This is a genomic window from Streptomyces sp. NPDC059524 (genome assembly GCF_042749255.1).
GTDB classification, from domain to species: Bacteria; Actinomycetota; Actinomycetes; order Streptomycetales; family Streptomycetaceae; genus Streptomyces; species Streptomyces xanthii.
The window spans coordinates 1-23186 of the sequence record NZ_JBHYTK010000064.1 but is presented as its reverse complement, the minus strand read 5'-3'; the positions used below and the strand labels follow the sequence as shown (position 1 = coordinate 23186).

22 protein-coding genes and 1 pseudogene are annotated in these 23186 nt (G+C 71.8%); 4 read left to right on the top strand and 19 right to left on the bottom strand.

Translation table 11 applies throughout. The features are described from left to right. Nucleotides 1–46: 46 nt before the first annotated feature. Both ACFW9D_RS19500 and ACFW9D_RS19495 read right to left on the bottom strand, forming a co-directional pair. On the bottom strand, nt 47–1243 hold the full coding sequence (locus ACFW9D_RS19500) for an MFS transporter (protein ID WP_384623361.1): 1197 nt from the start codon (nt 1241–1243) through the stop codon (nt 47–49). Continuing rightward, a complete protein-coding gene (locus ACFW9D_RS19495) occupies nt 1240–1833 on the bottom strand; it encodes a helix-turn-helix domain-containing protein (RefSeq protein WP_384623359.1) in 594 nt (197 codons plus the stop codon). The genes ACFW9D_RS19500 and ACFW9D_RS19495 overlap by 4 nt, the downstream gene beginning before the upstream one ends. Nucleotides 1834–2048: 215 nt before the next feature. Here ACFW9D_RS19495 and ACFW9D_RS19490 point away from each other — a divergent pair, with 215 nt between their 5' ends. Both ACFW9D_RS19490 and ACFW9D_RS19485 read left to right on the top strand, forming a co-directional pair. Next, the gene (locus tag ACFW9D_RS19490) at nt 2049–2819 is read left to right on the top strand and encodes a DUF3472 domain-containing protein (protein WP_188335610.1); all 771 of its coding nucleotides are present in this window, start codon (nt 2049–2051) and stop codon (nt 2817–2819) included. 64 nt (nt 2820–2883) lie between these two features. Continuing rightward, nucleotides 2884–3561 (top strand): AIM24 family protein, encoded by a 678-nt coding sequence (locus ACFW9D_RS19485; protein ID WP_188335611.1) that lies wholly within the window; start codon nt 2884–2886, stop codon nt 3559–3561. 22 nt (nt 3562–3583) lie between these two features. On the opposite strand, the gene ACFW9D_RS19480 is transcribed toward ACFW9D_RS19485, so the two are convergent. Beyond that, nucleotides 3584–4036 carry an SRPBCC family protein gene (locus tag ACFW9D_RS19480; protein WP_188335612.1) on the bottom strand — a complete coding sequence of 151 codons (453 nt, stop codon included), beginning with the start codon at nt 4034–4036 and terminating at the stop codon, nt 3584–3586. 197 nt (nt 4037–4233) lie between these two features. Here ACFW9D_RS19480 and ACFW9D_RS19475 point away from each other — a divergent pair, with 197 nt between their 5' ends. Beyond that, nucleotides 4234–5265, top strand: coding sequence for an NAD-dependent epimerase/dehydratase family protein (locus tag ACFW9D_RS19475; RefSeq protein ID WP_384623357.1), 1032 nt, complete (start codon nt 4234–4236; stop codon nt 5263–5265). A gap of 61 nt (nt 5266–5326) precedes the next feature. Here ACFW9D_RS19475 and ACFW9D_RS19470 read toward each other — a convergent pair whose 3' ends face one another. From ACFW9D_RS19470 to ACFW9D_RS19410, 13 genes and pseudogenes are all read right to left on the bottom strand, one after another. Beyond that, nucleotides 5327–5455 carry an LPFR motif small protein gene (locus tag ACFW9D_RS19470; RefSeq protein ID WP_384623356.1) on the bottom strand — a complete coding sequence of 43 codons (129 nt, stop codon included), beginning with the start codon at nt 5453–5455 and terminating at the stop codon, nt 5327–5329. Between the two features lie 573 nt (nt 5456–6028). Further along, nucleotides 6029–6202 carry a CsbD family protein gene (locus tag ACFW9D_RS19465; RefSeq protein ID WP_384623354.1) on the bottom strand — a complete coding sequence of 58 codons (174 nt, stop codon included), beginning with the start codon at nt 6200–6202 and terminating at the stop codon, nt 6029–6031. Nucleotides 6203–6257: 55 nt separating this feature from the next. Further along, nucleotides 6258–6950 (bottom strand): annotated as a pseudogene (locus ACFW9D_RS19460) (aminopeptidase P family protein); the annotation flags it as partial. Nucleotides 6951–7053: 103 nt separating this feature from the next. Next, complete coding sequence (locus ACFW9D_RS19455; RefSeq protein ID WP_384623352.1) at nt 7054–7920, bottom strand: Pro-rich N-terminal domain-containing protein; 867 nt, start codon at nt 7918–7920, stop codon at nt 7054–7056. A gap of 131 nt (nt 7921–8051) precedes the next feature. Beyond that, a complete protein-coding gene (gene aroB / locus ACFW9D_RS19450; RefSeq protein WP_188340024.1) occupies nt 8052–9143 on the bottom strand; it encodes a 3-dehydroquinate synthase in 1092 nt (363 codons plus the stop codon). Continuing rightward, a complete protein-coding gene (locus ACFW9D_RS19445) occupies nt 9140–9622 on the bottom strand; it encodes a shikimate kinase (protein WP_384623386.1) in 483 nt (160 codons plus the stop codon). The genes aroB and ACFW9D_RS19445 overlap by 4 nt, the downstream gene beginning before the upstream one ends. Before the next feature lie 29 nt (nt 9623–9651). Then, on the bottom strand, nt 9652–10836 hold the full coding sequence (aroC, locus tag ACFW9D_RS19440; RefSeq protein ID WP_188340022.1) for a chorismate synthase: 1185 nt from the start codon (nt 10834–10836) through the stop codon (nt 9652–9654). A 118-nt stretch (nt 10837–10954) separates the two neighbouring features. Then, nucleotides 10955–11803 carry a shikimate dehydrogenase gene (locus ACFW9D_RS19435; RefSeq protein ID WP_384623351.1) on the bottom strand — a complete coding sequence of 283 codons (849 nt, stop codon included), beginning with the start codon at nt 11801–11803 and terminating at the stop codon, nt 10955–10957. Next, nucleotides 11784–13427 carry an endolytic transglycosylase MltG gene (mltG, locus tag ACFW9D_RS19430; protein WP_384623349.1) on the bottom strand — a complete coding sequence of 548 codons (1644 nt, stop codon included), beginning with the start codon at nt 13425–13427 and terminating at the stop codon, nt 11784–11786. The genes ACFW9D_RS19435 and mltG overlap by 20 nt, the downstream gene beginning before the upstream one ends. A gap of 128 nt (nt 13428–13555) precedes the next feature. After that, a complete protein-coding gene (ruvX, locus tag ACFW9D_RS19425) occupies nt 13556–14020 on the bottom strand; it encodes a Holliday junction resolvase RuvX (protein WP_384623348.1) in 465 nt (154 codons plus the stop codon). Then, the gene (gene alaS / locus ACFW9D_RS19420) at nt 14020–16692 is read right to left on the bottom strand and encodes an alanine--tRNA ligase (RefSeq protein ID WP_384623346.1); all 2673 of its coding nucleotides are present in this window, start codon (nt 16690–16692) and stop codon (nt 14020–14022) included. The genes ruvX and alaS overlap by 1 nt, the downstream gene beginning before the upstream one ends. Continuing rightward, entirely contained in the window at nt 16692–17048 is a 357-nt protein-coding gene (locus ACFW9D_RS19415; protein ID WP_384623345.1) for a DUF6167 family protein, read from the bottom strand. Before ACFW9D_RS19415 ends, alaS begins: the two co-directional genes overlap by 1 nt. Before the next feature lie 7 nt (nt 17049–17055). Next, the gene (locus tag ACFW9D_RS19410) at nt 17056–17502 is read right to left on the bottom strand and encodes a DUF948 domain-containing protein (protein ID WP_188340016.1); all 447 of its coding nucleotides are present in this window, start codon (nt 17500–17502) and stop codon (nt 17056–17058) included. Between the two features lie 215 nt (nt 17503–17717). On the opposite strand from ACFW9D_RS19410, the gene ACFW9D_RS19405 reads away from it, so the two are divergent. Further along, nucleotides 17718–19946: an ATP-binding protein gene (locus tag ACFW9D_RS19405; protein WP_384623343.1), complete on the top strand. Its 2229-nt coding sequence runs from the start codon at nt 17718–17720 to the stop codon at nt 19944–19946. A gap of 54 nt (nt 19947–20000) precedes the next feature. Here the strand turns inward: ACFW9D_RS19405 and rpsD are convergent, their stop codons facing one another. The 3 genes from rpsD to ACFW9D_RS19390 all read right to left on the bottom strand — a co-directional run bounded on the left by rpsD (nt 20001) and on the right by ACFW9D_RS19390 (nt 23086). Further along, nucleotides 20001–20615, bottom strand: coding sequence for a 30S ribosomal protein S4 (gene rpsD / locus ACFW9D_RS19400; RefSeq protein ID WP_188340014.1), 615 nt, complete (start codon nt 20613–20615; stop codon nt 20001–20003). Between the two features lie 402 nt (nt 20616–21017). Continuing rightward, the gene (locus ACFW9D_RS19395) at nt 21018–22376 is read right to left on the bottom strand and encodes a replication-associated recombination protein A (RefSeq protein ID WP_384623341.1); all 1359 of its coding nucleotides are present in this window, start codon (nt 22374–22376) and stop codon (nt 21018–21020) included. Nucleotides 22377–22444: 68 nt separating this feature from the next. Then, nucleotides 22445–23086 carry a vitamin K epoxide reductase family protein gene (locus ACFW9D_RS19390; RefSeq protein WP_188340012.1) on the bottom strand — a complete coding sequence of 214 codons (642 nt, stop codon included), beginning with the start codon at nt 23084–23086 and terminating at the stop codon, nt 22445–22447. Between the last annotated feature and the right edge of the window lie 100 nt (nt 23087–23186).

The window sequence follows — 23186 nt, the reverse complement described above, 5'->3', positions numbered from 1 at the left end:
CCAGGGCCGGTCGCCTCCCACTCACGGCGGCCACTGCTGAGTGTGGCTACTTGACGCAGGCCAGGCCCGCCGCCAGCAGGCACACCCCGCCGCACCCGCCGAGGAACGCTCCGGCGCCCCACACCTCGGAGACCAGCCCGGCGAGCGGGAACAGGAGGGGGCTGAGGCCGAGCGTGCACAGGGACGTCACGGAGGCTACGCGGCCGAGGTAGGCGGAGTCGGTGGCCTGTTGGAGCAGGGCATGTCCGAGGACCATGGGGACCCCGCCCGCGGCGCCGAGCGCGGCGCACAGGGCGACGGCGGCGCCGGGGGCCGGCCCGGTCAGGCCGAGCGACGAGACGAGCACCGCGGTGAGCAGCAGGGAGCCGGCGAGCGCTGCGCGGGGTGCGGGCACGGCTCGTACGGCGCTCAGGGCGATGCCCACCGCCGCGCCGGCCGCGCTGAACGCGCCCAGCAGCAGGGAGAGCGTGCCGGGGCTCCAGCCGCGTTCGCCGGTGAGCAGGACGAGGGCGGTGCCGACGGGTCCGCTGAAGCACATCTCGCCGAGGCCGATGACGGCGACGAGGCGCAGGAGCGCAGGTCGGGCGCGTAAGTACCGCAGCCCGTCGGCCAGTTGGGCCCGCATCGGTGTCCGTTCCGGTGCGGGGCGACTCGGGCCGCGTACCCGGAGCGCGGCCAGGAGGACGAGCGAGACGGCGAACAGGGCGCCGACGGCGGCGAACGCGCCCGACGCCCCGCCCGCGGTCAGCGCGGCGGCGGCGCCGAGCGGGCCGACGGTGTTGGCGAGGCGCACGGCGAGCGAGCGCAGCCCCTGCACCCGCGTGAGCCGGTCCCGGCCGGCCAGCCGCGCGGGCAGGGCTCCCACGGCGGGCAGGAACAGCGCGTCGGCGACGCCGAAGCAGACGGCGAGCACGCACAGGGGGACGAGCTCGGGGCCCCGCACGTACGTCAGGGCCGCGGCCGCCAGGACGGTCAGGCAGCGCACGAGGTCACTGCCGATGAGGACGCCCCGGGGACCGAACCGGTCGGCGAGCACCCCGCCGCCGAGCATCAGGACCGCGCGCGGCACGGCGCCGGCCGCGAGCACGAGCCCGGCGCGGGCCGGTCCGGCGGCTTCGGCGACGGCCCAGGTCAGGGCGGTGAAGTAGACGACGTCACCGGTGACCGAGGTGGTGTACGCGCCGAGCCAGCGCCCGATGTCGCGGTCCCGGTGGACGGCCGTGCCGTGCGCGGTGGCGGTCACGTCCCCGCGTCCCGGGTCCTGTCCGCCCCCGCGTCCGGGTCCGTGTCCGGATGTGCGGGGAAGGCCTGGAACTGGACGACGGCCGCCTGCGCGCCGGGGCTCGGCTCCCGGTGTCGGTACCGGTCGACGACGGCGTACAACTCGTCCTTGAGCGCGGCGAGTTCGCGGGGCGTGACCTGGACGGAGAAGTCGCTGAAGGCGGAGACGGCGAACCAGGCGTCGGGCATGGCGGGCACGGTCTGCCCGGCTGCGCGGCGCAGGGTGTCGGCGGCGGTCAGCGCCACCGCCTGCGTGTAGGCGCGCCCGTCGGGTCCGCCGTGCTCCGCCGGGTCGTGCTGCGAGGCGGGGTGCAGGGCGCGCCACCAGCGGTCGCGCCGCGTCCCGCGCCCGGTGTCCTCCTCGATGAGCCCGCCGGCGGCGAGACGCCGCAGGTGGTAGCTGGCGGCGCCGGAGTCCAGCTCGAAGTGGCGGGCCAACTGCCGTGCGGTGGCGGGCCCTTCGCGGCGCAGCCGGTTGAGCAGGGCGAGCCGCGTCGGGTGGGCGAGGACGCGCAGGGCCTGGGTGTCGAGCGTGACGTCGTCGTCGGTCATGGCGCCCGAGCCTAGAAGCAGAACACTTCTTCCGGAAGACTTGTTCGCAAAGGAGCTTCGAAAAGAAGCTTCGCAAAGGAGCTTCGCAAACACCTCACCACAGTGAGCGTTTACTACGCCGCACGGCGCCCGCACCTCCGCCCCGCCATAGTAAAAAGCAGTAACTCCCCGCACCCTCTTGCCAGTTGATAGCAACCGCTTACATCCTGCCGCCCATGAGACCTCCCACTCCACGCACGCGCCGGGTGCTCGTCACCCTGGGCGCCACCGCACTGCTCACCCTGGGCTCCGCCGGTCAGAGCTGGGCCTCGACCCCCACCGTCCGCTGGTCGTCGGGCGCGCCCGCGCCCGTCACCGAACTCCGCCTGCCGATGTCCGTCGACGCCGCGCCGGACGCCTCCGGCCTCTACTTCGCGTACTACACGACGCTGGAGAGCGGCACGCGCCCGTACGCCGGGTTCCAGCCCAAGCCCGTGGACAGCAGCGGGCGGTCCCAACTCCAGGCCATTTTCAGTTCGTTCAACGCGAACGCCACGACGACCGACAGCAACTGCCAGTACGGGGCCGACGGCGGCGCGGGCGTGAGCTGCGCGGTCCGCTTCCCGTACACCAAGGGCACGATGTACACCCTCGTTCTCAAGCGGGCCGGTGACGACGGCAGTACGCAGCTGATGACCGGCGACGTGGTGAACACGGCCACCGGGGCGCAGGTCGCGCACATCGGGAGTTTCCGGCTGCCCGTGGCCTCGGGCCGCTTCAGGACCTCCGACGCCGGCTTCATCGAGCCGTATCTGACGGCGGGTTGCGCGCAGCAGGTGACGGTGACGTACGGCAAGCCGCAGGGCGTCGAGGCCGGCGTCACCTATACCGGTGGCCTGCCGACGGTCACCGACCCGTCCTCCGGGAGCTGCCTGAGCAGCACGTCCACCGACACCGGGGCGGGCCGGCGCGTCACGGTCACCGGGAACCAGTACACGGGCGGTTGACCGTCATCGGCCCGCTCCGGGACGAGGCTTGTCGGAAGGAATCCCTCCGGGCGACCATGCCCTCATGAAGGGTGATCTTTTCGCGAGTGAGTTCATGGTGCAGCCCGCTGTCGCGCCGGGCATGACCGTCGAGAACGCCAAGTCGATCCGGTACGTGGTCGACGGCGAGATGCTGGCGCGGCAGGGGGCGATGATCGCCTATCGGGGGAACCTGCAGTTCGAGCGCAAGGGACAGGGCGTCGGCGGCATGCTCAAGCGGGCCGTCACCGGCGAGGGCCTGGCGCTGATGAAGGTGCGCGGCCAGGGCGAGGCCTGGTTCGCGCAGGAGGCGCAGAACGTCTTCGTGATCGACATCGAGCCCGGCGACGTCTTCACGGTCAACGGGCGCAACGTCCTGTGCTTCGACTCCACCCTCTCCTACGAGATCAAGACGGTGAAGGGCGCGGGCATCACCGGCGGCGGCCTGTTCAACAGCGTGTTCACCGGCCAGGGCCGGCTCGGTCTGGTCTGCGAGGGCAATCCGCTCGTGCTGCCGGTCTCGCCGCAGCAGCCGGTGTTCGTCGACACGGACGCGGTCGTCGGCTGGACCGCGCAGCTGCGCACGTCGCTGCACCGTTCGCAGTCCATCGGCTCGATGATCCGGGGCGGCTCCGGCGAGGCCGTCCAGCTGAAGCTGGAGGGCGAGGGCTTCGTCGTGGTCCGCCCGAGCGAGGCGACGCCGCAGAAGCCGCAGCAGCACTAGGCCGTGTCTCAGGGCCTTCGGATCAGGCCGGGGTCCGGTTCCGGTGTTCACGGACCGCGATCTCGGCCAGCTTGGTGAGCATCATGCCGTTGCGCACCTTCACCAGGTAGTCCACCGGGAGGCCGTGCATCCGGGTGCCGGGGCCGCGCAGCGGATGCCAGTCGAGCTCGAACAGGGTGTGCTCGCCCCAGGGGATCAGCCGCATGGCGATCCGTGCCGCGCCGAACGGATCGGCCTTCGCCTCCAGCTCGAGGCGGCGCTGCGGCTCGCAGATGCGGACCGTGCTCGTGTCCTCGAGGGTCAGCGGCCCCACCCCGACCCGCACCTTCAGCGCGGCGCCCACCTCGGGCCAGTCCGGGTCGGCGCCGAGCACCCGCTGCGTCCCGGTCACCCATTCCCCGTACCGGTAGCCGTCGCTCAACAGCCCCCAGACCTCGGCGGGCGAACTGAGGATCAGCCGGCGATTGCGGGCCACGGCCTTCACGCTCCTTCCGGGAAGCAGCCGGTCGAGGAGCCGGCCTCCCGACGTGAGAGGGCCGGACGCTCCAGATCAAGCCTCCGGCCGCGGACCGCGTCCTGCAACCGCCGCCGGGGCACTGGGCCGCTCCCCGCGGGGTACCCGGCACCCCGCAGAGGAAGACCCGCAGAGGACGACCATCGAGGGGACACGTCATGAACGGCGACGGCCTGCGCATCGCGGTCACGGGGGCGACCGGCAATCTCGGAACCAGCGTGGTGCGGCAGCTGAGCGAGGACCCACGCGTCGACTCGATCCTCGGGATCGCCCGCCGCGTTCCGGATCAGTCACCGCCGAAGACGGACTGGGCCGCCCTCGACCTCGCCGAGGCCGAGGGCGACGAGGTGGACCGGCTGTTCCAGGGCGTCGACGCCGTGGTGCATCTGGCGTGGCGGATGCAGCCCTCCAGGGACCCGGCCCTCACCTGGCGGACGAACGTGCTCGGGAGCGTGCGCGTCCTGCACGCCGTGGCGGCGGCCCACGTCCCCGCCCTGGTCCACGCGTCCTCCGTGGGCGCCTACTCCCCCGGGCCCCAGGACCGGGCCGTCGACGAATCGTGGCCCACCCACGGCTGGCCCGAAGCCGCGTACTGCCGGGAGAAGGCCTACCTCGAGCGGGCGCTGGACGCCTTCGAACTGGCTCACCGGGAGGTCCGGGTCGTGCGGATGCGGCCGGCGTTCATGTTCAAGGAGGGCTCGGCGAGTGAGCAGCGGAGGCTGTTCGCGGGGCGCTTCGTTCCGGGGTTCCTGGGCCGCCCCGATCTACTGCCGGTGATGCCGGACATCGCGGGTCTCCGCGTCCAGACGCTGCACACCGAGGACGCGGCCCGCGCCTTCGTCACGGCCGCGCTGGGCACCGCGCGGGGCCCCTTCAACCTGGCGGCCGATCCGGTGCTGGACGCGCACGTGCTGGGCGTCAAGTTCGGCGCACGCACGGTACGGCTCCCCCGTTCGCTGGCCCGCTCGGCGATGGCCGCCGCCTACGGGCTGCACCTGGTGCCGTCGTCGCCGCAGCTGTTCGACGCGGTGCTGCGCCTGCCGCTCATGGACTGCTCGCGCGCCCACGCCGTACTGGGCTGGCAGCCGCGGAAGACCGCGCTGGCGGCGGTCGACGAACTGCTGCACGGCATGCGCACCGGCGCGGGCGAACCGACACCCCCGCTGAGGGGAACCGTCTTCGGCACCTGAAGTCCTGCCTCTCGCCCCGACCGAGAGGACACACTCCGGGGTCTGCCGACCCCGGGGCTGCTCAGTGCCTGCCGTGGGCGGTGTCGGACGCGCCGCCGAAGAGGCGGGCGACGGCGCGGAAGGGCAGAGTGACGACGGTGGCGATGGCGCCACCGATCGCCCGGAAGACGTCGGCGATGGCATTCAGCATGACAAGCTCCTCCGTCTGGCTTGCCGTGGAGGCTGCGAGGTGAACCGGGCGGCGGGCGGCGGGCTAATCCTCGCCCCGTACGATGTTCGACTCCCGTCCACGCTTCGGCGGCCCCTCGGTGATCGCCGTAGCTCGGACACACGTGCGGATCGCGCTCTTGCGGAGCCGCCGCGCCTTGGCCCAGCCCGTCTCCGGTCGCTCGGCGATCGTGGCATCTCTGGCTTGCGCAGCCACGGCTTTCCATCCCCTTCCGGATCCCGCGTCCCACCCTCAGAACGGGTGCCGGTGGCGTCGTTCCGCCACTCATCTGCACCCGGGTCCCCGTCGTCCCCGCGGTCAAACGCTCCGCGCGGCGTCCCTGTACGCAATGTGGCGCAGCCGGTGATCCGGAAGGCCTTCAGCGTGTACGGCTTCCCCGATGCGGCCTGATCCGCCCGCTGTTGCCGGCCGGGACGTTTACGCGTCGCGCGTCGGGTCACCCGGGTGACAGGCCGGACGGGACGGCCGTGAGGGAGTGTGGAGACACATGTGGAGGCGCCGCGGCTGCGGCGCCTCCATCATGATGCGTGGGCCTCAGCGGCCGGACCGCCTCGCCCGGTCGGCCACCTTCGACGCGGCCTCCTGCATCTGACCGTGGGCCTGCTCGGCGCGTCCTTCCGCCCGCATGCCCTGGTCGTCCATGGCCCGTCCGGCGGCCTCCTTCATCTTGCCCTTGACCTGCTTCGCCTTGGCTTTGGACTTACTCATGGTGAGCACTCCTTTACGTTGAGTGGTGGGAGTGCTTCCACCTTGCGCCGCCCTGCCGGAGCCCGCAACCGAGACGAACACGCAGGGTCAGAACGCAGGGAACCGCGGGGGGCGGGGGCCGGCGGGGGCGGGTGTGGGGCGGGGTGCCCCGGTGGGGGGGTAGGGCGGGACGGTGGGCGCGGGGGGGGAAAAGTCGTCGTTCCTGTTCCGGGGCGAGGTGCCGCTGGGTGCGGCCGACGAGGATCGACTCCAGGAGTTCGCCGAGCGCCTGGTCGGCGATCTCCGCGGCCATCCGCAGACAGGAGATCTCCTCCTCGTCCTTGACGAAGCGCAACTGCTCGACGGCCCGGTTGAGATCGGTGAGGTGGAGCCGTGGCGCGACGGAGGCGAGCGCCCGGTGCCGGGAGACCGTCAGGTCGTGCTCCTCGACGGCGAGCGAGTCGGCGCCCTGCGCGGCCGCGACGTCCGCGGCGGCGACGGCCGGATCGCCCGCGGGGGCGGCGAGAACCTGCACCCTCAGGCTCTCGTCGGCACGTCCCTCGGCGATCTGCCCGCTCGGCGGACTCGCGCACAGCAGCGCGTCGCCACCGCCGCCGGGTTCTCGGCCGAGCAGCAGCACGGCACCCCGCGGGGCCGCGCCGGCGAGATATCGGACATTGGCAGGCCGCGACACGAGGGCGGCGGCGCTGCCGCCCGCCGTCGCGCGCTCTCGGAGCCGGTCCCGACGGGCCGCGTACACCTCTGACATGAGATCGAGCGTACGAGCGTGTGGGCGGCCCGGCCGGTTCAGCGCGTCCGGACGGGCGTCAGCCCCCTGTGACCTGGCGCGGAGCCCGGCGCAGGGGCCGGGGTCACCACTTGGGCGGGCTCGCGATGGCGCGGGCGAGGACGTCGTCCAGGACCTGGGCGGTGCCGGGCACGTCCAGCTGCGAGTTGTCGATGATGGGCAGGCCGGAGCCGTACCAGCCGGCCATGCGGCCGTGGATGCGGGCGACCTCCTCGTCGGTCAGCCGGCGATTGCCGCTGCGCCGCGCGTTGCGCTCCAGGACGATCTCCAGGCCCGGGAGCAGGACGACGGGCAGCAGGCCGGGGCCGACGTGCCGCTTCCAGCCGCCGAGGCCGACGACGGGACGGTCGGGGAAGACCGCGTCGTCGAGGATGCAGGAGATCCCGTTGGCCAGAAAGTTGCGTGCGGCGAAGCCGCAGGTGCGGCGGGCGAGGCGGTACTGCGCCTCACTGTTGTCGTTCCACCCCGTCTGGGGGTCCGCGAAGCCGGAGCGCACCCACTCGCGGACATCGTCCAGGCTGATGTGGGCGGTCGGGACGCGACGGCGCTCCGCCCAGTACTTGGCCACGCTGGTCTTGCCCGCGCCGGCGGGGCCTATGAGGAGCACGGCCAGGGTGGTGGCGGAGGGATCCGCGGGGGCCTGGGCGGGCGGCGGGCTCGGCACGGCGACCGGGCCGCCGGGCGGGAGCGCCACATGGCCCGTGGTGTCACGCAGCGGCGGAGGCCCCGCGACCGGCGGCGGGCCCTGCGGATGGGGGTGCGGCCCCTGGGGGGCCTGCGGGTGCGGCGGCACCGGCGGATGGTGCGGGGCACCGGTGAAGCCGGGCGCGCCCGGGGGCTGCTGCGCCTGCCGCGCCTGGGTCCACGGGCCGGCCGGCCCGTGCCCCGGACGATGGGGCGGTGGCAGCGGGGACCCCACTGCGTGCTGCATCCGGTGCCACTCCATCTCGTACAACGGTCACTGGGGCGCCGAACAGGGCGCTACCGAACGGTACCGCCCCCGGCCGACGTTGTGTGAACGGCCGGGGCGGTCACAAAGTGCCCGAAGCTGAACGAGCGGCGTTATTCGGCCACTTCGCCGTACGCGGCGAGCAGGACGGCCGGGTCGGGGCCCTCCAGGACGGTGGGCTTGCCGAGGCCGTCGAGGACGATGAAGCGCAGCAGGTCGCCGCGGGACTTCTTGTCGACCTTCATCGTCTCCAGGAGCTTGGGCCACTGGTCGTAGCGGTAGCTCAGGGGCAGGCCCACGGACTCGAGGACCGTGCGGTGCCGGTCGGCGGTCGCGTCGTCGAGACGGCCGGCGAGGCGTCCCAGCTCGGCGGCGAAGAGCATGCCCACGGACACGGCGGCGCCGTGGCGCCACTTGTAGCGCTCGTTCTTCTCGATGGCGTGCGCGAGCGTGTGGCCGTAGTTGAGGATCTCGCGCCGGCCGGACTCCTTGAGGTCGCCGGAGACGACCTCGGCCTTGACCTCGATGGAGCGCACGATCAGCTCGGCCGTGTGCGGGCCGGCCGGCGTGCGGGCGGCCTGCGGGTCCTCCTCGATCAGGTCGAGGATCTTCGGGTCGGCGATGAAACCGGCCTTGATGATCTCGGCCAGACCGGACACGTAGTCGTTGACCGGCAGCGAGTCCAGCGCCGCCAGGTCGCACAGGACACCGGCGGGCGGGTGGAAGGAGCCGACGAGGTTCTTGCCCTCGGCGGTGTTGATGCCCGTCTTGCCGCCGACGGCCGCGTCCACCATCGCCAGGACGGTGGTGGGGACGGCGATCCAGCGGACCCCGCGCAGCCAGGTGGCGGCGACGAATCCGGCCAGGTCCGTCGTCGCGCCGCCGCCCACGCCGACGATCACGTCGGAGCGGGTGAAGTTCGACTGGCCCAGCGCCTTCCAGCAGTAGGCGGCGACCTCCGCGGTCTTCGCCTCCTCCGCGTTCGGCACCTGGATCGCGATGGCCTCGAAGCCCTGCTCGGCCAGATCGGCGCGCAGCGCGTCACCGGTCTCGGCCAGCGCCTCGGGGTGCACGATCGCCACCCGCTTCGCCTTGTCACCGATCAACGCGCCCAACTCGCCCAGGAGCTGACGGCCCACCAGCACCTCGTACGGGTCGGTTCCGGCCGTACCGGCGATCTGGACGCGCGTGATCTGATCCGTCATGCCTGCTTCAACTCCAGTGCGTCGAGGACCTCTTCGGTGACCTCGTCGGGTGTGCGGCCGTCGGTGGCCACGACCACCCGGGCGACCTCGGTGTACAAGTGCCGGCGCGCCTCCATCAACTCCCGCCACTGCTTGCGCGGGTTGACCGCGAGGAGCGGCCGGGCCACGTTCAGACCGGTGCGCCGGACCGCCTCCTCCACGTCCATGGAGAGGTAGACCACGGCGTGACCGGCGAGGAGGGCGCGGGTGTCGGCGTCCAGGATCGCGCCGCCGCCCAGCGACAGGACCCCGTCGTGCTCCGCGAGCGCCGCCGCGACGGCGGCCTTCTCCAGGGCGCGGAAGTGCGTCTCGCCCTCGTCGACGAAGATGTCGGCGATCGCCCGGCCCTGCGCGGCGACGATGTCCTCGTCGGTGTCCCGGAAGGCGCAGCCGAGCCGCTCGGCGAGCTGCGCGCCCACCGTGGACTTGCCGACGCCCATGGGACCGACGAGGACGACCTTCGGGCCGGTCACCGGATCTGGAGGTTGTCGAGGTACGAGCGCACGTTGCGCCGCGTCTCGGGCACGCTGTCGCCGCCGAACTTCTCCGCGACCGCGTCGGCGAGGACCAGCGCGACCATCGCCTCCGCGACGATGCCCGCCGCGGGAACGGCCGACACGTCGGAACGCTGGTGGTGGGCCTGCGCGGCCTCGCCCGTCGTCACGTCGACGGTCCGCAGCGCGCGCGGAACGGTCGCGATCGGCTTCATCGCGGCGCGTACCCGCAGCAGCTCGCCCGTGGACAGGCCGCCCTCGGTGCCGCCCGCGTGCCCGGACACCCGGCGGATGCCGTCCGGCGTGTTCACGATCTCGTCGTGCGCCTTCGAGCCCGGCACCCGGGCGAGCTCGAAACCGTCGCCGATCTCCACGCCCTTGATCGCCTGGATGCCCATGAGCGCACCGGCGAGCCGGGCGTCGAGCTTCCGGTCCCAGTGCACGTGCGAGCCCAGGCCCACCGGCACGTCGTAGGCGAGGACCTCGACCACACCGCCGAGGGTGTCGCCGTCCTTGTGCGCTTGGTCGACCTCGGCCACCATCCGCTTCGACGCGTCCGCGTCCAGGCAGCGCAGCGGGTCCGCGTCCAGCTTCTCGACGTCGGCCGGGGTCGGGTACACGCCCTGCGGCGCCTTCACCGAGCACAGCTCGACGACGTGCGAGACGATCTCGATCCCGGCCGTCTCCTTCAGGTACGACCGCGCGATCGCGCCGAGGGCGACACGCGCCGCCGTCTCACGCGCCGACGCACGCTCCAGGATCGGCCGGGCCTCGTCGAAGCCGTACTTCTGCATGCCCGCCAGGTCGGCGTGACCGGGCCGGGGCCGGGTCAGCGGGGCGTTGCGCGCGAGGTTCTCGAGGATCTCGGGGTCGACCGGGTCGGCCGACATGACCTGCTCCCACTTCGGCCACTCGGTGTTGCCCACCATGACCGCGACCGGGGAACCCAGCGTCAGACCGTGCCGGACGCCGCCCAGGAACGTGACCTCGTCACGCTCGAACTTCATCCGCGCTCCGCGCCCATACCCGAGCCGCCGCCGTGCCAGGTGGTCCGCCACCATCTCCGTGGTGATCGGAACGCCGGCGGGAAGCCCCTCCAGCGTCGCGACGAGTGCGGGGCCGTGCGACTCCCCCGCGGTCAGCCAGCGCAACCTGCTCAACGGTGCTCCTCATGCTCGCGCTCTCCGTGTCTCCCCCGATCCTCCCACGTCGCACCGGGCGACCGGCGCCGTGTCCGCCTTGCGGACGGCTCGTGAGACGGATCGGGGATCACACAGGTCAGCCGAGCGCGCGCAGGCCCGCCTCGCGCATCGCGTCGAGCACCGGCCGGCGGTCGCCCGTGAACTGCTCGAACTGGAAGACCGCCTGGTGGACGAGGAGATCCAGGCCGCTGAGCACGGGGCCGCCGCGGTGCTGCCAGGCCGCCGCGAGGGGCGTCGGCCACGGGTCGTAGACCACGTCGAAGAGCGTCCCGACGCGCTCGGGCACGAGGCCCGCCAGGTGGTCCGTGCCGCCCTTGGGCGTCGTGGAGATCACCAGCGGCGCCGCGAAGGCCCGCTCGGCCTCGGCCCAGTCCGCGGTGCGCACCTGGACTCCGAGCCGCTCGCCCCAGCCGCGCATCTCGTCGGCCCGCTGCTCGCTGCGCACGTACGCGACGACCTCGCCCGAGCAGATCCGGGCGAGCGCGGCGAGCGCCGAGGAGGCGGTGGCGCCGGCGCCGAGGATCGCGGCGGACTCGATCTTGTCGACGCCCTGCTCGTGCAGCGCGGCGACGAGCCCGGGGATGTCGGTGTTGTCGCCGGTCCGCCGCCCGTCGGCGTGGAACACGACGGTGTTCACGGCCTCGACGGAGCGGGCGGTGTCGGTGATCCCGTCGAGCAGCGGGATGACCGCCCGCTTGAGCGGCATGGTCAGCGACAGTCCGGCCCACTCCGGACCGAGCCCTTCGAGGAAGGCGGCCAGCGCGGCCTCGTCCACCTCGAAGCGGCCGTACGTCCAGTCGTCCAGGCCCAGGGCCGCGTAGGCCGCGTTGTGCAGCTGCGGCGAGAGCGAGTGGGCGATGGGCGAGCCGAGGACGGCCGCCTTGTGCACGCCGGGTCCCGGCACCTCAGTTGCCCTGACTGTCATTGAACTTCGCCTTGAGTCGTTCGAATTCGGCGTTGGTCTTCGCGAACTCGGTCTTGTGCATGCCGTCCGTCGCGACGAAGTACATCCAGCCGTCCTTGGTCGGCTTGAGCGAGGCGGCGAGCGCCTCCGCGCCGGGGTTCCCGATGGGACCGGGCGGCAGACCCTTGCGCGTGTACGTGTTGTACGGGTCCATGTTGCTGTTGATCTCGGACTCGCCGATGTTGATCTCGCTCTGGCCCTTCAGATAGTTGAAGGTCGAGTCGAACTGGAGGAGCTGGTTGGTCTCCGTGTTGGTCGGCTTGAGGCGGTTGTAGACGACCTCGGCCATCTTGCGGAAGTCGTCGTGCGTCTTGCCCTCGGCCTGCACGAGGCTGGCGACGGTGAGGAGCTGCCAGGGCGATTCGAGCTTGAGGCTCCTGGCCTTGCCCTCGAGATCGATCCTCTTGTAGTTCTCGTCGGCCCTCTCGACCATCTGCTTCAGCACGTCCTCGGGCTTCATGCCCTTGGCCGCCGCGTAGCTCGACGGGTAGAGGAACCCTTCCAGCGGGTCCTTCAGCTTGGCGTGGCCCTCGGCCCAGCCGGGCAGGCCCAGGTCCTTGTACTGCTTCTTCGCGACAGCTGCGGTCGTGCCCTTGTCGACATGGAGCTTCTTGTCGATCTCGGCGTAGACCCAGGAATTGCGCCGGCCCTCGGGGATCGTGAGGTTGGCCCGGCTCTTCGGGTCGAGCAGCAGGTCCACGGCGCTGGACGCGGACATCTCCTTCTCCAGGATGTACGCGCCGTCCTGGATGGAGGTGCCGTTCTCGTTGGCCTGCTGGGCGGCGACGAACGCGTCGACGCTCTGGACGACACCGGCCGCCTTGAGCTTCTGGCCGATGACATAGCCGCCGGCGCCCTTGGGGATGACGACCGTGACCGTCTCGCCGTTGCCGTCGCCCGCGTAGTCCGGGGAGGAGCCGAAACGATCCTGGTAGAACTCGTAGCCGAAGTACCCGACGCCGCCGACGCCGGCCGCGAAGACCAGGGTCAGGACGAGGCAGGCGCAGCCGCTGCGTCGTTTCTTCGGTTTCTTGCCGCCGCGGCCGCGGCGCCCCGAGCGGCCGTCGTCCTCGAAGTCGTCGTCCTCGTCGTCCCCGTTGAAGAACGCGTGTTCGCCCTGGTCGGGGCCCGCGTCCCACTCGGCCGGCTCGGGGTTCGCCTCCGGAGCGCGGCGGCGGCCCGGCGGCTCGGGCGGCGGGTAGGCACCGGGGGTGTTGTAGTAGTCGGGCTCCTCCGCGTTGTACGCGGCCTGCTGCCCGGTGCCGTACGGGTCCGCGGGGTCGTTGCCGTACGGCATCTGCCCGTGGGCACCCGTGTCCCAGCCGCCCTGGCCCTGACCGTGGCCCTGCTGCTGTCCGCCGTACTGCTGCTGACCGTAGGGGTCCTGCCCGTATCCGGGCTGCTGACCGCCGTTCGTGCCCCAGTCACCGCCGTAGGCCTGCTGCGGCTGGTGCTGCGGGTCGTACTGCCCCTGGCCGCCGTAGGCAGACTGGCCGTCCCCGGCCTGCTGCCATCCCTGGTCCCCGTACAACGGGTCCGCGGGATGCCACGGTTCGGAGCCTTGGCCCCGGCCATACTCAGTCATCGGTCCCCTACAAGCCGCGAGGCGGGGAGTGCCGCTGTCCGGTCAGGCAGGGCGACCGATCCGCCTCTTGATGCTGTGCGGCAGCTGTTCGAACGCCGCCGGTCGCGCGAGACGTTACCGTATCGCGATCAGATGACCACTTCGACGCCCTCGCCCGGAGCTTTACCTGACGCCCGTTCGGACTCCAGGGCCTGCTGCAGGATGATGACGGCGGCCGCCTGATCGATGACAGAGCGGCCCTTTTTGGACTTAACTCCGCTGGCCCGCAGGCCCTGACTGGCCGTCACTGTGGTCATCCTCTCGTCCACGAGCCGTACGGGGATCGGGGCGATCCCGCGCGCGAGCTCCTGGGCGAAGCCCCGGACCTTGACGGCCGCCGGGCCCTCGCCCCCCTTGAGGGAGCGAGGGAGGCCGACGACGACCTCGATCGGTTCGTACTCCTGCACGATCGCCTGGAGCCGTCGGTGGGCGGCCGGGACGTCGCGTCCCGGCACGGTCTCCACCGGCGTCGCCAGGATCCCGTCGGGGTCGCAGGACGCGACCCCGATCCGGGCGTCCCCGACGTCGATCGCCAGTCGGCGGCCTCGGCGCATCAGTTCGCGGTCTCCCCGACGAGGCGCTCGACGGCGTCGATGGCGTCACCGATCGCGGCCGGGTTCTGGCCACCGCCCTGGGCGACGTCCGGCTTGCCGCCGCCACCGCCGCCGAGGGTCTTGGCGGCCGTGCGGACCAGGTCGCCGGCCTTGAGGCCGCGGTCGCGGGCGGAGTCGTTGGTCGCGATGACCGTGAGCGGCTTGCCGTTGACCGTCGTGAACAGGGCGACGACCGCGGGGCGGCCGCCCTGGATGCGGCCGCGCACGTCGAGGACCAGCTTGCGCAGGTCGTCGGCGGTCGTGCCGTCCGGGACCTGGCCGGTGACGACGGCGATGCCGCGGACGTCCTTGGCGGAGTCGGCGAGCCCGGCGGCGGCCTGGAGGACCTTCTCCGCGCGGAACTTCTCGATCTCCTTCTCGGCGTCCTTCAGCTTGCCGAGCATCGCCGAGATCTTCTCGGGAAGCTCCTCGGAGCGGCCCTTGACCAGCTCCTGGAGCTGGGCGACGACCGTGTGCTCCTTGGCGAGGAAGTTGTACGCGTCGACGCCGACCAGGGCCTCGATGCGGCGCACGCCGGAACCGATGGAGGACTCGCCGAGCAGCTTCACCAGGCCGAGCTGGGCCGTGTTGTGCACGTGGGTGCCGCCGCACAGCTCCTTGGAGAAGTCGCCGATGGTGACGACGCGGACGCGCTCGCCGTACTTCTCGCCGAACTCGGCGATGGCGCCCTGCTTCTTGGCGTCGTCGATCGACATGACCTCGGCCTGCACGTCGAGCTCGCGCGCGAGGACCTCGTTGATCTTCTGCTCGACGTCCGTCATCACGGCCGTGGGCACGGCGGAGGGCGAACCGAAGTCGAAGCGGAAGCGGCCCGGCTGGTTCTCCGAACCGGCCTGCGCGGCCGTCGGGCCGAGCGCGTCGCGCAGCGCCTGGTGCGTCAGGTGCGTGGCGGAGTGGGCGCGGGCGATGGCGCGGCGGCGGGAGACGTCGATGATCGCCTGGGCCGTGGCGCCGACGGTGACCTCGCCGACCTGGACGGTGCCCTTGTGGACGTAGACGCCCGGGACCGGCTTCTGGCAGTCGCGGATCTCGACGACCGCGCCGTTGTCCAGCTTGATGCGGCCGGTGTCGCCGATCTGGCCGCCGCCCTCCGCGTAGAAGGGGGTGCGGTCGAGGACGACCTCGACCTCGTCGCCCTCGGTGGCGGCCGGGGAGGACACGCCGTTGACGAGGAGGCCCACGATCGTGGACTCGCCCGACGTCGACGAGTAGCCGATGAAGTCCGTGGCACCGGCGGCGTCCGCGATCTCGCGGTACGCGCCCATGTCGGCGTGGCCGGTCTTCTTCGCCTGGGCGTCGGCCTTGGCGCGCTCCCGCTGCTCCTTCATCAGGCGGCGGAAGCCGTCCTCGTCCACGGACAGGCCCTGCTCGGCGGCCATCTCGAGGGTGAGGTCGATCGGGAAGCCCCAGGTGTCGTGGAGCAGGAACGCCTTGTCGCCCGCGAGGACGCTCTTGCCGGCGGCCTTGGTCTCCTCGACGGCGGTGTCCAGGATGTTCGTGCCGCCCTTGAGAGCCTTGAGGAACGCGGCCTCCTCGGCGAGGGCCACGGTCTCGATGCGCTTGCGGTCGGTGATCAGCTCCGGGTACTGCAGGCCCATCGTGTCGATCACGACGTCGATGAGGTCCTGCACGACCGGGCCGGTCGCGCCCAGGATGCGCATGTTGCGGATCGCGCGGCGCATGATGCGGCGCAGCACGTAGCCGCGGCCCTCGTTGCCGGGCGTGACGCCGTCGCCGATGAGCATCACGGACGTACGGATGTGGTCGGAGACCACGCGCAGGGAGACGTCCGAGTCGTGCCGGTCGCCGTAGCGGACACCGGTCAGCTCGGTGGCCTTGTCGATGACGACACGGAGGGTGTCCGTCTCGTACATGTTCTGCACGCCCTGCAGGATCATCGCGAGGCGCTCGAGGCCGAGGCCCGTGTCGATGTTCTGCGACGGCAGGTCTCCGAGGATCTCGAAGTCCTCCTTGCCGATGCCGGCGCCGCGCTCGTACTGCATGAAGACCAGGTTCCAGATCTCCACGTACCGCTCGTCGTTGACGGCCGGGCCGCCCTCGACGCCGAACTCGGGGCCGCGGTCGTAGTTGATCTCGGAGCAGGGGCCGCAGGGGCCCGGGACGCCCATGGACCAGAAGTTGTCCTTCTTGCCCAGGCGCTGGATGCGCTCCTTCGGGACACCGACGACCTCGTGCCAGATGCGCTCGGCCTCGTCGTCGTCCAGGTAGACGGTGATCCAGAGCTTCTCGGGCTCCAGGCCGTAACCACCCTTGTCCTGGGGGCTGGTGAGCAGCTCCCAGGCGTACTTGATGGCGCCTTCCTTGAAGTAGTCGCCGAAGGAGAAGTTGCCGCACATCTGGAAGAACGTGCCGTGGCGGGTGGTCTTGCCGACCTCTTCGATGTCCGGCGTGCGCACGCACTTCTGGACGGAGGTGGCGCGCGGGGCGGGCGGCTTGACCTCGCCGAGGAAGTACGGCTTGAACGGGACCATGCCCGCGTTCACGAGCAGCAGAGTCGGGTCGTCCGCGATGAGCGACGCCGAGGGCACGACCTTGTGGCCACGCTCCTCGAAGAAGCTCAGCCAGCGACGGCGGATTTCAGCCGACTCCATCAGTGGTCCTCATTCCGGTTGTTGATCGAGTACCTGGTGTTCTCGAGGTACTTGGGTTGCTTGGTGTGCGTACTGAAGGTGTTCTCGATGACGGCGAAGCCGCGCTGTGCGGGCAGTTCGCGGTCCACCGGGTCGCCCAGACCCAGCGCGTCCCCGAGCTGTGCCTCGCGCTCGGCCATGTTGTCCCGGACGTCGAGGGCGAAGTCCTTGAGCTTGTGGCCCGCCTCGACCGCCTTGTTGGCGGCCTGGGCGGCGAGGCTCTCCGGGGTGAGCTGCTTCAGCTTGCGGTTGACCTTGGTGGTGGCCCACACGCCGGCGGCTGCGCCCGCGGTGAACCAGAACGTACGGCGGAACATCGCTCGGTCAGTCCCTCTTATTCCGGTCGGCCCGCTTGGCGCGGCGCGATGCCGGGACCGTGCGGCCCACGATCACGGTACGTCGGTCCTGCTTGGCGGGCACGTCCTTGCCCCGGCCGCCGATGGCCCGGCGCACTCCGTACCCGAAGGCTGCCACCTTGACCAGCGGGCCGCCGAAGGTGGAGGCCACGGTGGAGGAGAGCGCCGACGCGTTCGACGTGACCTCCTGGACGTCGGAGGCGATCGCGTCGACCCGGTCGATCTGGGTCTGCGCGGAGCGCACCGCGGCGGAGGCGTCGGCGAGCAGGGGCACGGCCTGCTCGGTCACGTCCGCGACCAGCTTGGTGGTCGCCTTGAGCGTCTGGGCCAGCCTCACGAGTGCCACCGCGAGGAAGGAGACCAGGATCGCCCAGAAGACGGCCACCAGGATCCCGGCCACCTCGCCACCGGACACCTGTCACCACTTTCTGAATAGACACTGCCTGAACAGACACCGCCTGAATCGGCACTGCCTGATTCGCCATCGCTGAACCGCTGAACATCGAAAAGTCGTCCCCGAGCCTATCGCGCCCGGCCCCGCGCTCCGTACCCAGTTCCGCCTTCGCGCGGCCCCCTCTTCAGCTCGACCGATTGTACGGACCGCGTACGGATGAGTACGCTCCGTTCTCCATGCGACGCACTCCGTGCCCCGACGGCCCCGAAGACCCGTCGTCCGGTCCCCCGCGCCCCGGAAACCTCCCCCAGGAACTGAACCGGTTCGTCGGTCGCGCCGCCGAGCGTTCCGCGCTCCTGCGCGATCTGGAGACGGCGCGCCTGGTGACGGTGACCGGCGTGGGCGGTGTCGGCAAGTCCCGGTTCGCCGCGCACGCGGCGGCCCGTGCCCCCACGCACCTGCGGCGGGACGGGGTGTGGAGGGTGGAGCTGACGCCGGTGCGCGGCGGCGAGCTGGTCGAGCACGCGCTGGCCCAGGCGCTCGGCCTGACCGACCACACGACCCGCCCGCCCCGCCAGGTCCTGGTCGACCACCTCGCGGAGCGGCACCTGCTCCTCGTCCTGGACGGCTACGAGCACGTCGTCGACGCCTGCGCCTCGCTCGTACGGGATCTGCTGCGGGCCGCGCCGCGGCTGCGGGTGATCGCGGTGGGCCGCAGGCCGCTGACGCTGGCCGGCGAGCGGCTGTTCCCGCTGGCCCCGCTCACCGCGCAGGACGCTGCGGAGCTGTTCGCGGACCGGGCGCGGGGGCTGCTGCCGGAGTTCGGCTCGGGCGCGGACCCGGAGGTCCTGGAGCTGTGCCGTCGCCTGGACTGTCTGCCGCTCGCGGTGGAGCTGGCGGCGGGCCGGCTGCGGGCGCTGTCGCCGGCGCAGCTCCTGGAGCGGCTGGACGACCGGTTCCGACTGCTGACCGGCGGCGGGCGGGACGCGCTGCCCCGGCACCAGACGCTGCGTACGACGATCGGCTGGAGCCATGAGCTGTGCACGGCGCCGGAGCGGCTGCTGTGGGCGCGGCTCTCGGTGTTCTCCGGCCCGTTCGACCTGGAGGCCGCGGAGTACGTGTGCGGCGGCGACGGCCTGCGCCACGACGAGATCCTCGACGTGCTCGACGCGCTGCTCGCCCAGTCCGTGGTGCTGCGCGAGGAGGGGCCCGGCGGGGTCCGCTACCGGCTGCTCGACACGGTCCGCGCGTACGGCGCCGAGTGGCTGGACTCGCTCGGCGACACCGGGCGGATGCGGCGCCGGCACCGGGACTGGTACCTGGGGCTCGCGACCTGGTGCGAGCTGGACTGGTTCTCGCCGCGGCAGAGCGAGGTCGCGGCGCGGATCGACGCGGAGCTGCCGAATCTGCGGGCGGCCCTGGAGTTCTGCCTCTCGGAGCCGGGCGAGGGCCATCTGGGCCGGTACCTGGCGGGCACGCTGTGGTTCTACTGGGCGGGCTGCGGGCGGCTCGCGGAGGGCCGGCACTGGCTGGACCGCAGCGTCGGCCCGGACGGCGATCCCGGCGAGGACGAGGCGGACCCGGACGAGTACCGGGACGCCCGGCTCAAGGCGCTGTGGGTGCTCGGGTACGTGGCCGTGCTGCAGGGCGACGTGGTGGCGGCGCTGGCCGCGCTGGAGGAGTGCCGCGAGGAGGCGGAGTGCGCGGGCAACGCGACGGCGCTCGCGTACGCGGTGCACCGGACGGGCTGCCTGGCCCTGGTCACCGACGACCTGCCGCGCGCGGAGCGGCTGCTGCGGGCGGCGCTGCACCGGTACCGCGAGATCGGCGAGCTGAACAGCAATGTGCTGATGGGGCAGGTCGAGCTGGCGATGGCGGTGGCGTTCCAGGGGGATCTGCCGCAGGCCGTGGAGCTGTGCGAGGACGTGCGGGACATCTGCGCGGACCACGGGGAGCGCTGGACGCTGGCGTACGCGCTGTACGTCCTGGCGTTCGCGGCGTGGAACGCGGGTGATCTGCCGAAGGCGCGGGAGCTGCTGGTGGAGAGCCTGGTCATCGACCACGAGTTCCACGATCTGCTGGGCCTGGTGCTCACCGTGGAGCTGCTCGCCCTGGTGACGGTGGCGGAGGGCGACGCGGCCGAGGGCGCGGTGCTCCAGGGGGCGGCGGGGCGCATCTGGCCGTCGGTGGGGCTGCCGCTGTTCGGCTCCGCGCAGTTCAACGGGCCGCACGAGTGGTGCGCGGCGCGGGCGCGGGCGTCGCTCGGTGACGCGCGCTTCGACGAGCTGGCACGCGCGGGCGAGCGGCTCGGCGCGGACGAGGTGGTGGCTCGGGTACTGGCACGGGGCGAGCGGCAGTGGACGACGGTGCCGGCGCCTCGGCCCGCCCGCAGCACGGAGAACGGCCCGGGAACGCGCGAACCCGCCGCCTCCCCCACCGCGAACGGCGGGGAGACGACGGGCTGAAACGCAGGTGGTACTACGTCCGCTCTCCGGTGAAGGAGACTCCGGTGAGGGAGATCAGCGGGCGTAGTACTCGACGACGAGCTGCTCGTCGCAGATCACGGGGATCTCCTTGCGGTTCGGGTCACGGTCCAGGCGGAAGGCCAGGGCCTTCAGGTTGACCTGGAGGTAACGCGGGGTCTCACCCTCGGGGGCGAAGCCACCCTCACGCGCGACCTGGAACAGCGGCTTGTTGCGGCTGCGCTCGCGGACCATCACGACGTCGTCGGGACGGACACGGAACGACGGCTTGTCGACCTTGCCACCGTTGACCTCGATGTGGCCGTGGACGACCATCTGACGGGCCTGGTAGATCGTGCGGGCGATGCCCGAACGGAGAACCAGGGCGTCCAGACGACGCTCGAGCTCGACGACGAGCGCCTCACCCGTCTTGCCCTCGACCTTCTTGGCGCGGTCGTAGGCGCGGGCGAGCTGCTTCTCGCTGATGTCGTACTGAGCGCGCAGGCGCTGCTTCTCCATCAGACGGACCTTGTAGTCCGAGTTCTGCTTGCGGCCGCGGCCGTGCTCGCCCGGCGGGTAGGGGCGGGCCTCGAAGTACTTGACGGCCTTCGGGGTCAGCGCGATGCCGAGGGCACGCGACTTCTTGACCTTGGGGCGGGACTGGTTCGCCATGAACCAAACACCTCGTGTTTCTGATGCGAATACGGCTTCACCAGGGTTTTGGGAGGTCGCATCCGCAGCCCGGGAAACCCACGGTGTCCCTGAGGACCAGTGGGCAGCCGCTCCCGGAGCTGGGCACGTACGTGCAGCACGCGAGTGGCCCACCGACCTGTTCCGGAGATCCGGGGAGGTGGTGGGCTGCCCGCGACACCTTCGAAGGTGCGCGACGCTCCTGGATCCCCTGTGCCTCGCGGTTCGGGGGATCCGGCTGGATGTTCCGCTCTGGTGACGCCCCGTCTCCCTTTCGGGACACCGGGCACGGAACACAGCACTGCGCGGAAGTCTACCGGATCTCTCCGGGGCGGGACGCCACGGCCCCGGCGCCCGGGCTCCGGGGCCTACGTCCTGGGCCCTTCAGCCCTTGGCGTCCCCGCGCAGCCGCTCTCTGACCCGCTCCACGACGTCCGCGTACCGCGCCTCCGCTCCGTAGCGGGTCGGCTCGTAGTAGCGGCGGCCCGCGATCGCGTCCGGCGCGTACTGCTGCGCCGCGATGCCACCGGGGACGTCGTGCGGGTAAACGTAGCCCTGCGCGTGGCCGAGCTTGGCGGCGCCCTTGTAGTGCCCGTCGCGCAGGTGCGCCGGGACGGGTCCTGCCAGGCCCTTGCGGACGTCCTCCATGGCGGCGCCGATCGCGGTCGTCGCCGCGTTGGACTTCGGGGCCAGCGCGAGGGCGATCGTGGCGTGGCTCAGGGTGAGGGCGGCCTCGGGGAAGCCGATCATGGCGACGGCCTGGGCGGCGGCGACCGCGGTGGGCAGGGCCGTCGGGTCGGCGAGGCCGATGTCCTCGCTGGCGGAGATCATCAGGCGTCTGGCGATGAAGCGGGGGTCCTCGCCGGCCTCGATCATGCGGGCCAGGTAGTGCAGGGCCGCGTCCACGTCCGAGCCGCGGATGGACTTGATGAGGGCGCTGGCGACGTCGTAGTGCTGGTCTCCGTCGCGGTCGTACTTCACCGCCGCCCGGTTGACCGTCTCCTCGACGCTCTCCAGGGTGATGGTGTCCTCGCCCTTGGCGAGGGCGGCGCCGGCCGCGGCCTCCAGGGCGGTGAGCGCGCGCCGGGCGTCGCCGCCGGCCACCCGGAGCAGGTGCTCCTCGGCGTCGTCGGCCAGGGTGACCGCGCCGTCGAGCCCGCGCTCCTCGGTCAGTGCCCGCTTGAGCAGCCCGCGGAGGTCGTCGTCGGTGAGCGGCTCCAGGGTGAGCAGGAGCGAGCGGGACAGGAGCGGGGAGATCACCGAGAAGTACGGGTTCTCGGTCGTGGCCGCGATCAGGGTCACCCAGCGGTTCTCCACCGCGGGGAGCAGGGAGTCCTGCTGGGCCTTGCTGAAGCGGTGGATCTCGTCGAGGAAGAGGACGGTCTCCTTGCCGTGGCCGCCCATGGCGCGGCGGGCGCCCTCGATGACGGCCCGGACCTCCTTGACGCCGGCGGTGATCGCGGACAGCTCCACGAACCGCTTGTTCGTCGCCTTGGAGACCACGTAGGCCAGCGTCGTCTTGCCGATGCCGGGCGGGCCCCACAGGATCACGGACGAGGCGCCCGCGGGGCCGCCGCCGCCCTCGCCGACCAGGCGGCGCAGCGGCGATCCCTGCTTCAACAGGTGCTGCTGGCCGACGACTTCGTCGAGGGTGCGCGGGCGCATCCGGACCGCCAGCGGACTCGCGGACGGGTCCTTCTCCTGGCGGTCTTCGGCTGCGGCGGTGAACAGGTCGGGCTCCACGACGAAAACCCTACGTCAGCCCACTGACAACGCCGCCGGCCCCGGTCGCGGCGGACGGCGGCGGGGCCTCAGGCCCAGAGCTTGTCGCCCCAGCGCGTGAAGATGAGCACGGCGACGATGCCGATGTGCACGACCGGCAGGGCCCAGGTGAAGTCCTCGAAGAACGTCTTGAGCCAGCCCGGCGCGGGCAGGAAGCCGTTGCGCACGTTCGACGACGTGACGTACCAGAACATGAGGATGGTGGCGACCCAGGCCAGGCAGCACCACAGGCACAGGGCGTTGATCCGGTACAGGGACTCGAACTGCAGCCAGCTGACGAAGCCGACGCCGAACAGGCAGCCCGCGTTGAACGTCAGCCAGTACCAGCGCGGGAACGAGGCGCGGGCCAGCAGGCTCATGCCGACGCAGATCACGATCGCGTAGGCGGCGAGGCCGAGCATCGGGTTCGGGAAGCCGAAGACCGAGGCCTGGTCGCTCTTCATGATGCTGCCGCAGGAGATGACCGGGTTGATCGAGCAGCCCGGCGTGAAGTTCGGGTCCTCGAGCAGCTTGAACTTGTCGAGGGTGATGATCCACGCGGCGAGCAGTCCCGCCGCTCCGGTGATCACCAGGAGCAGTCCGAATCCCCGGCTGCCGCCGACGGTCCTGGACCGGCCTCCGTCCACGGTGTCGTCGGAGAGGCTGTCTCGTGCGGGTGTCGTCTGGCTCATCACGCCGATCCGTCGGTCAGAGGGCTTGCGGGCAGGGTCATTGTGCCGTACGTGCCTGTGAGTTCACCGTTCGATACACATAAGCGGCGCCCCCGGAGGC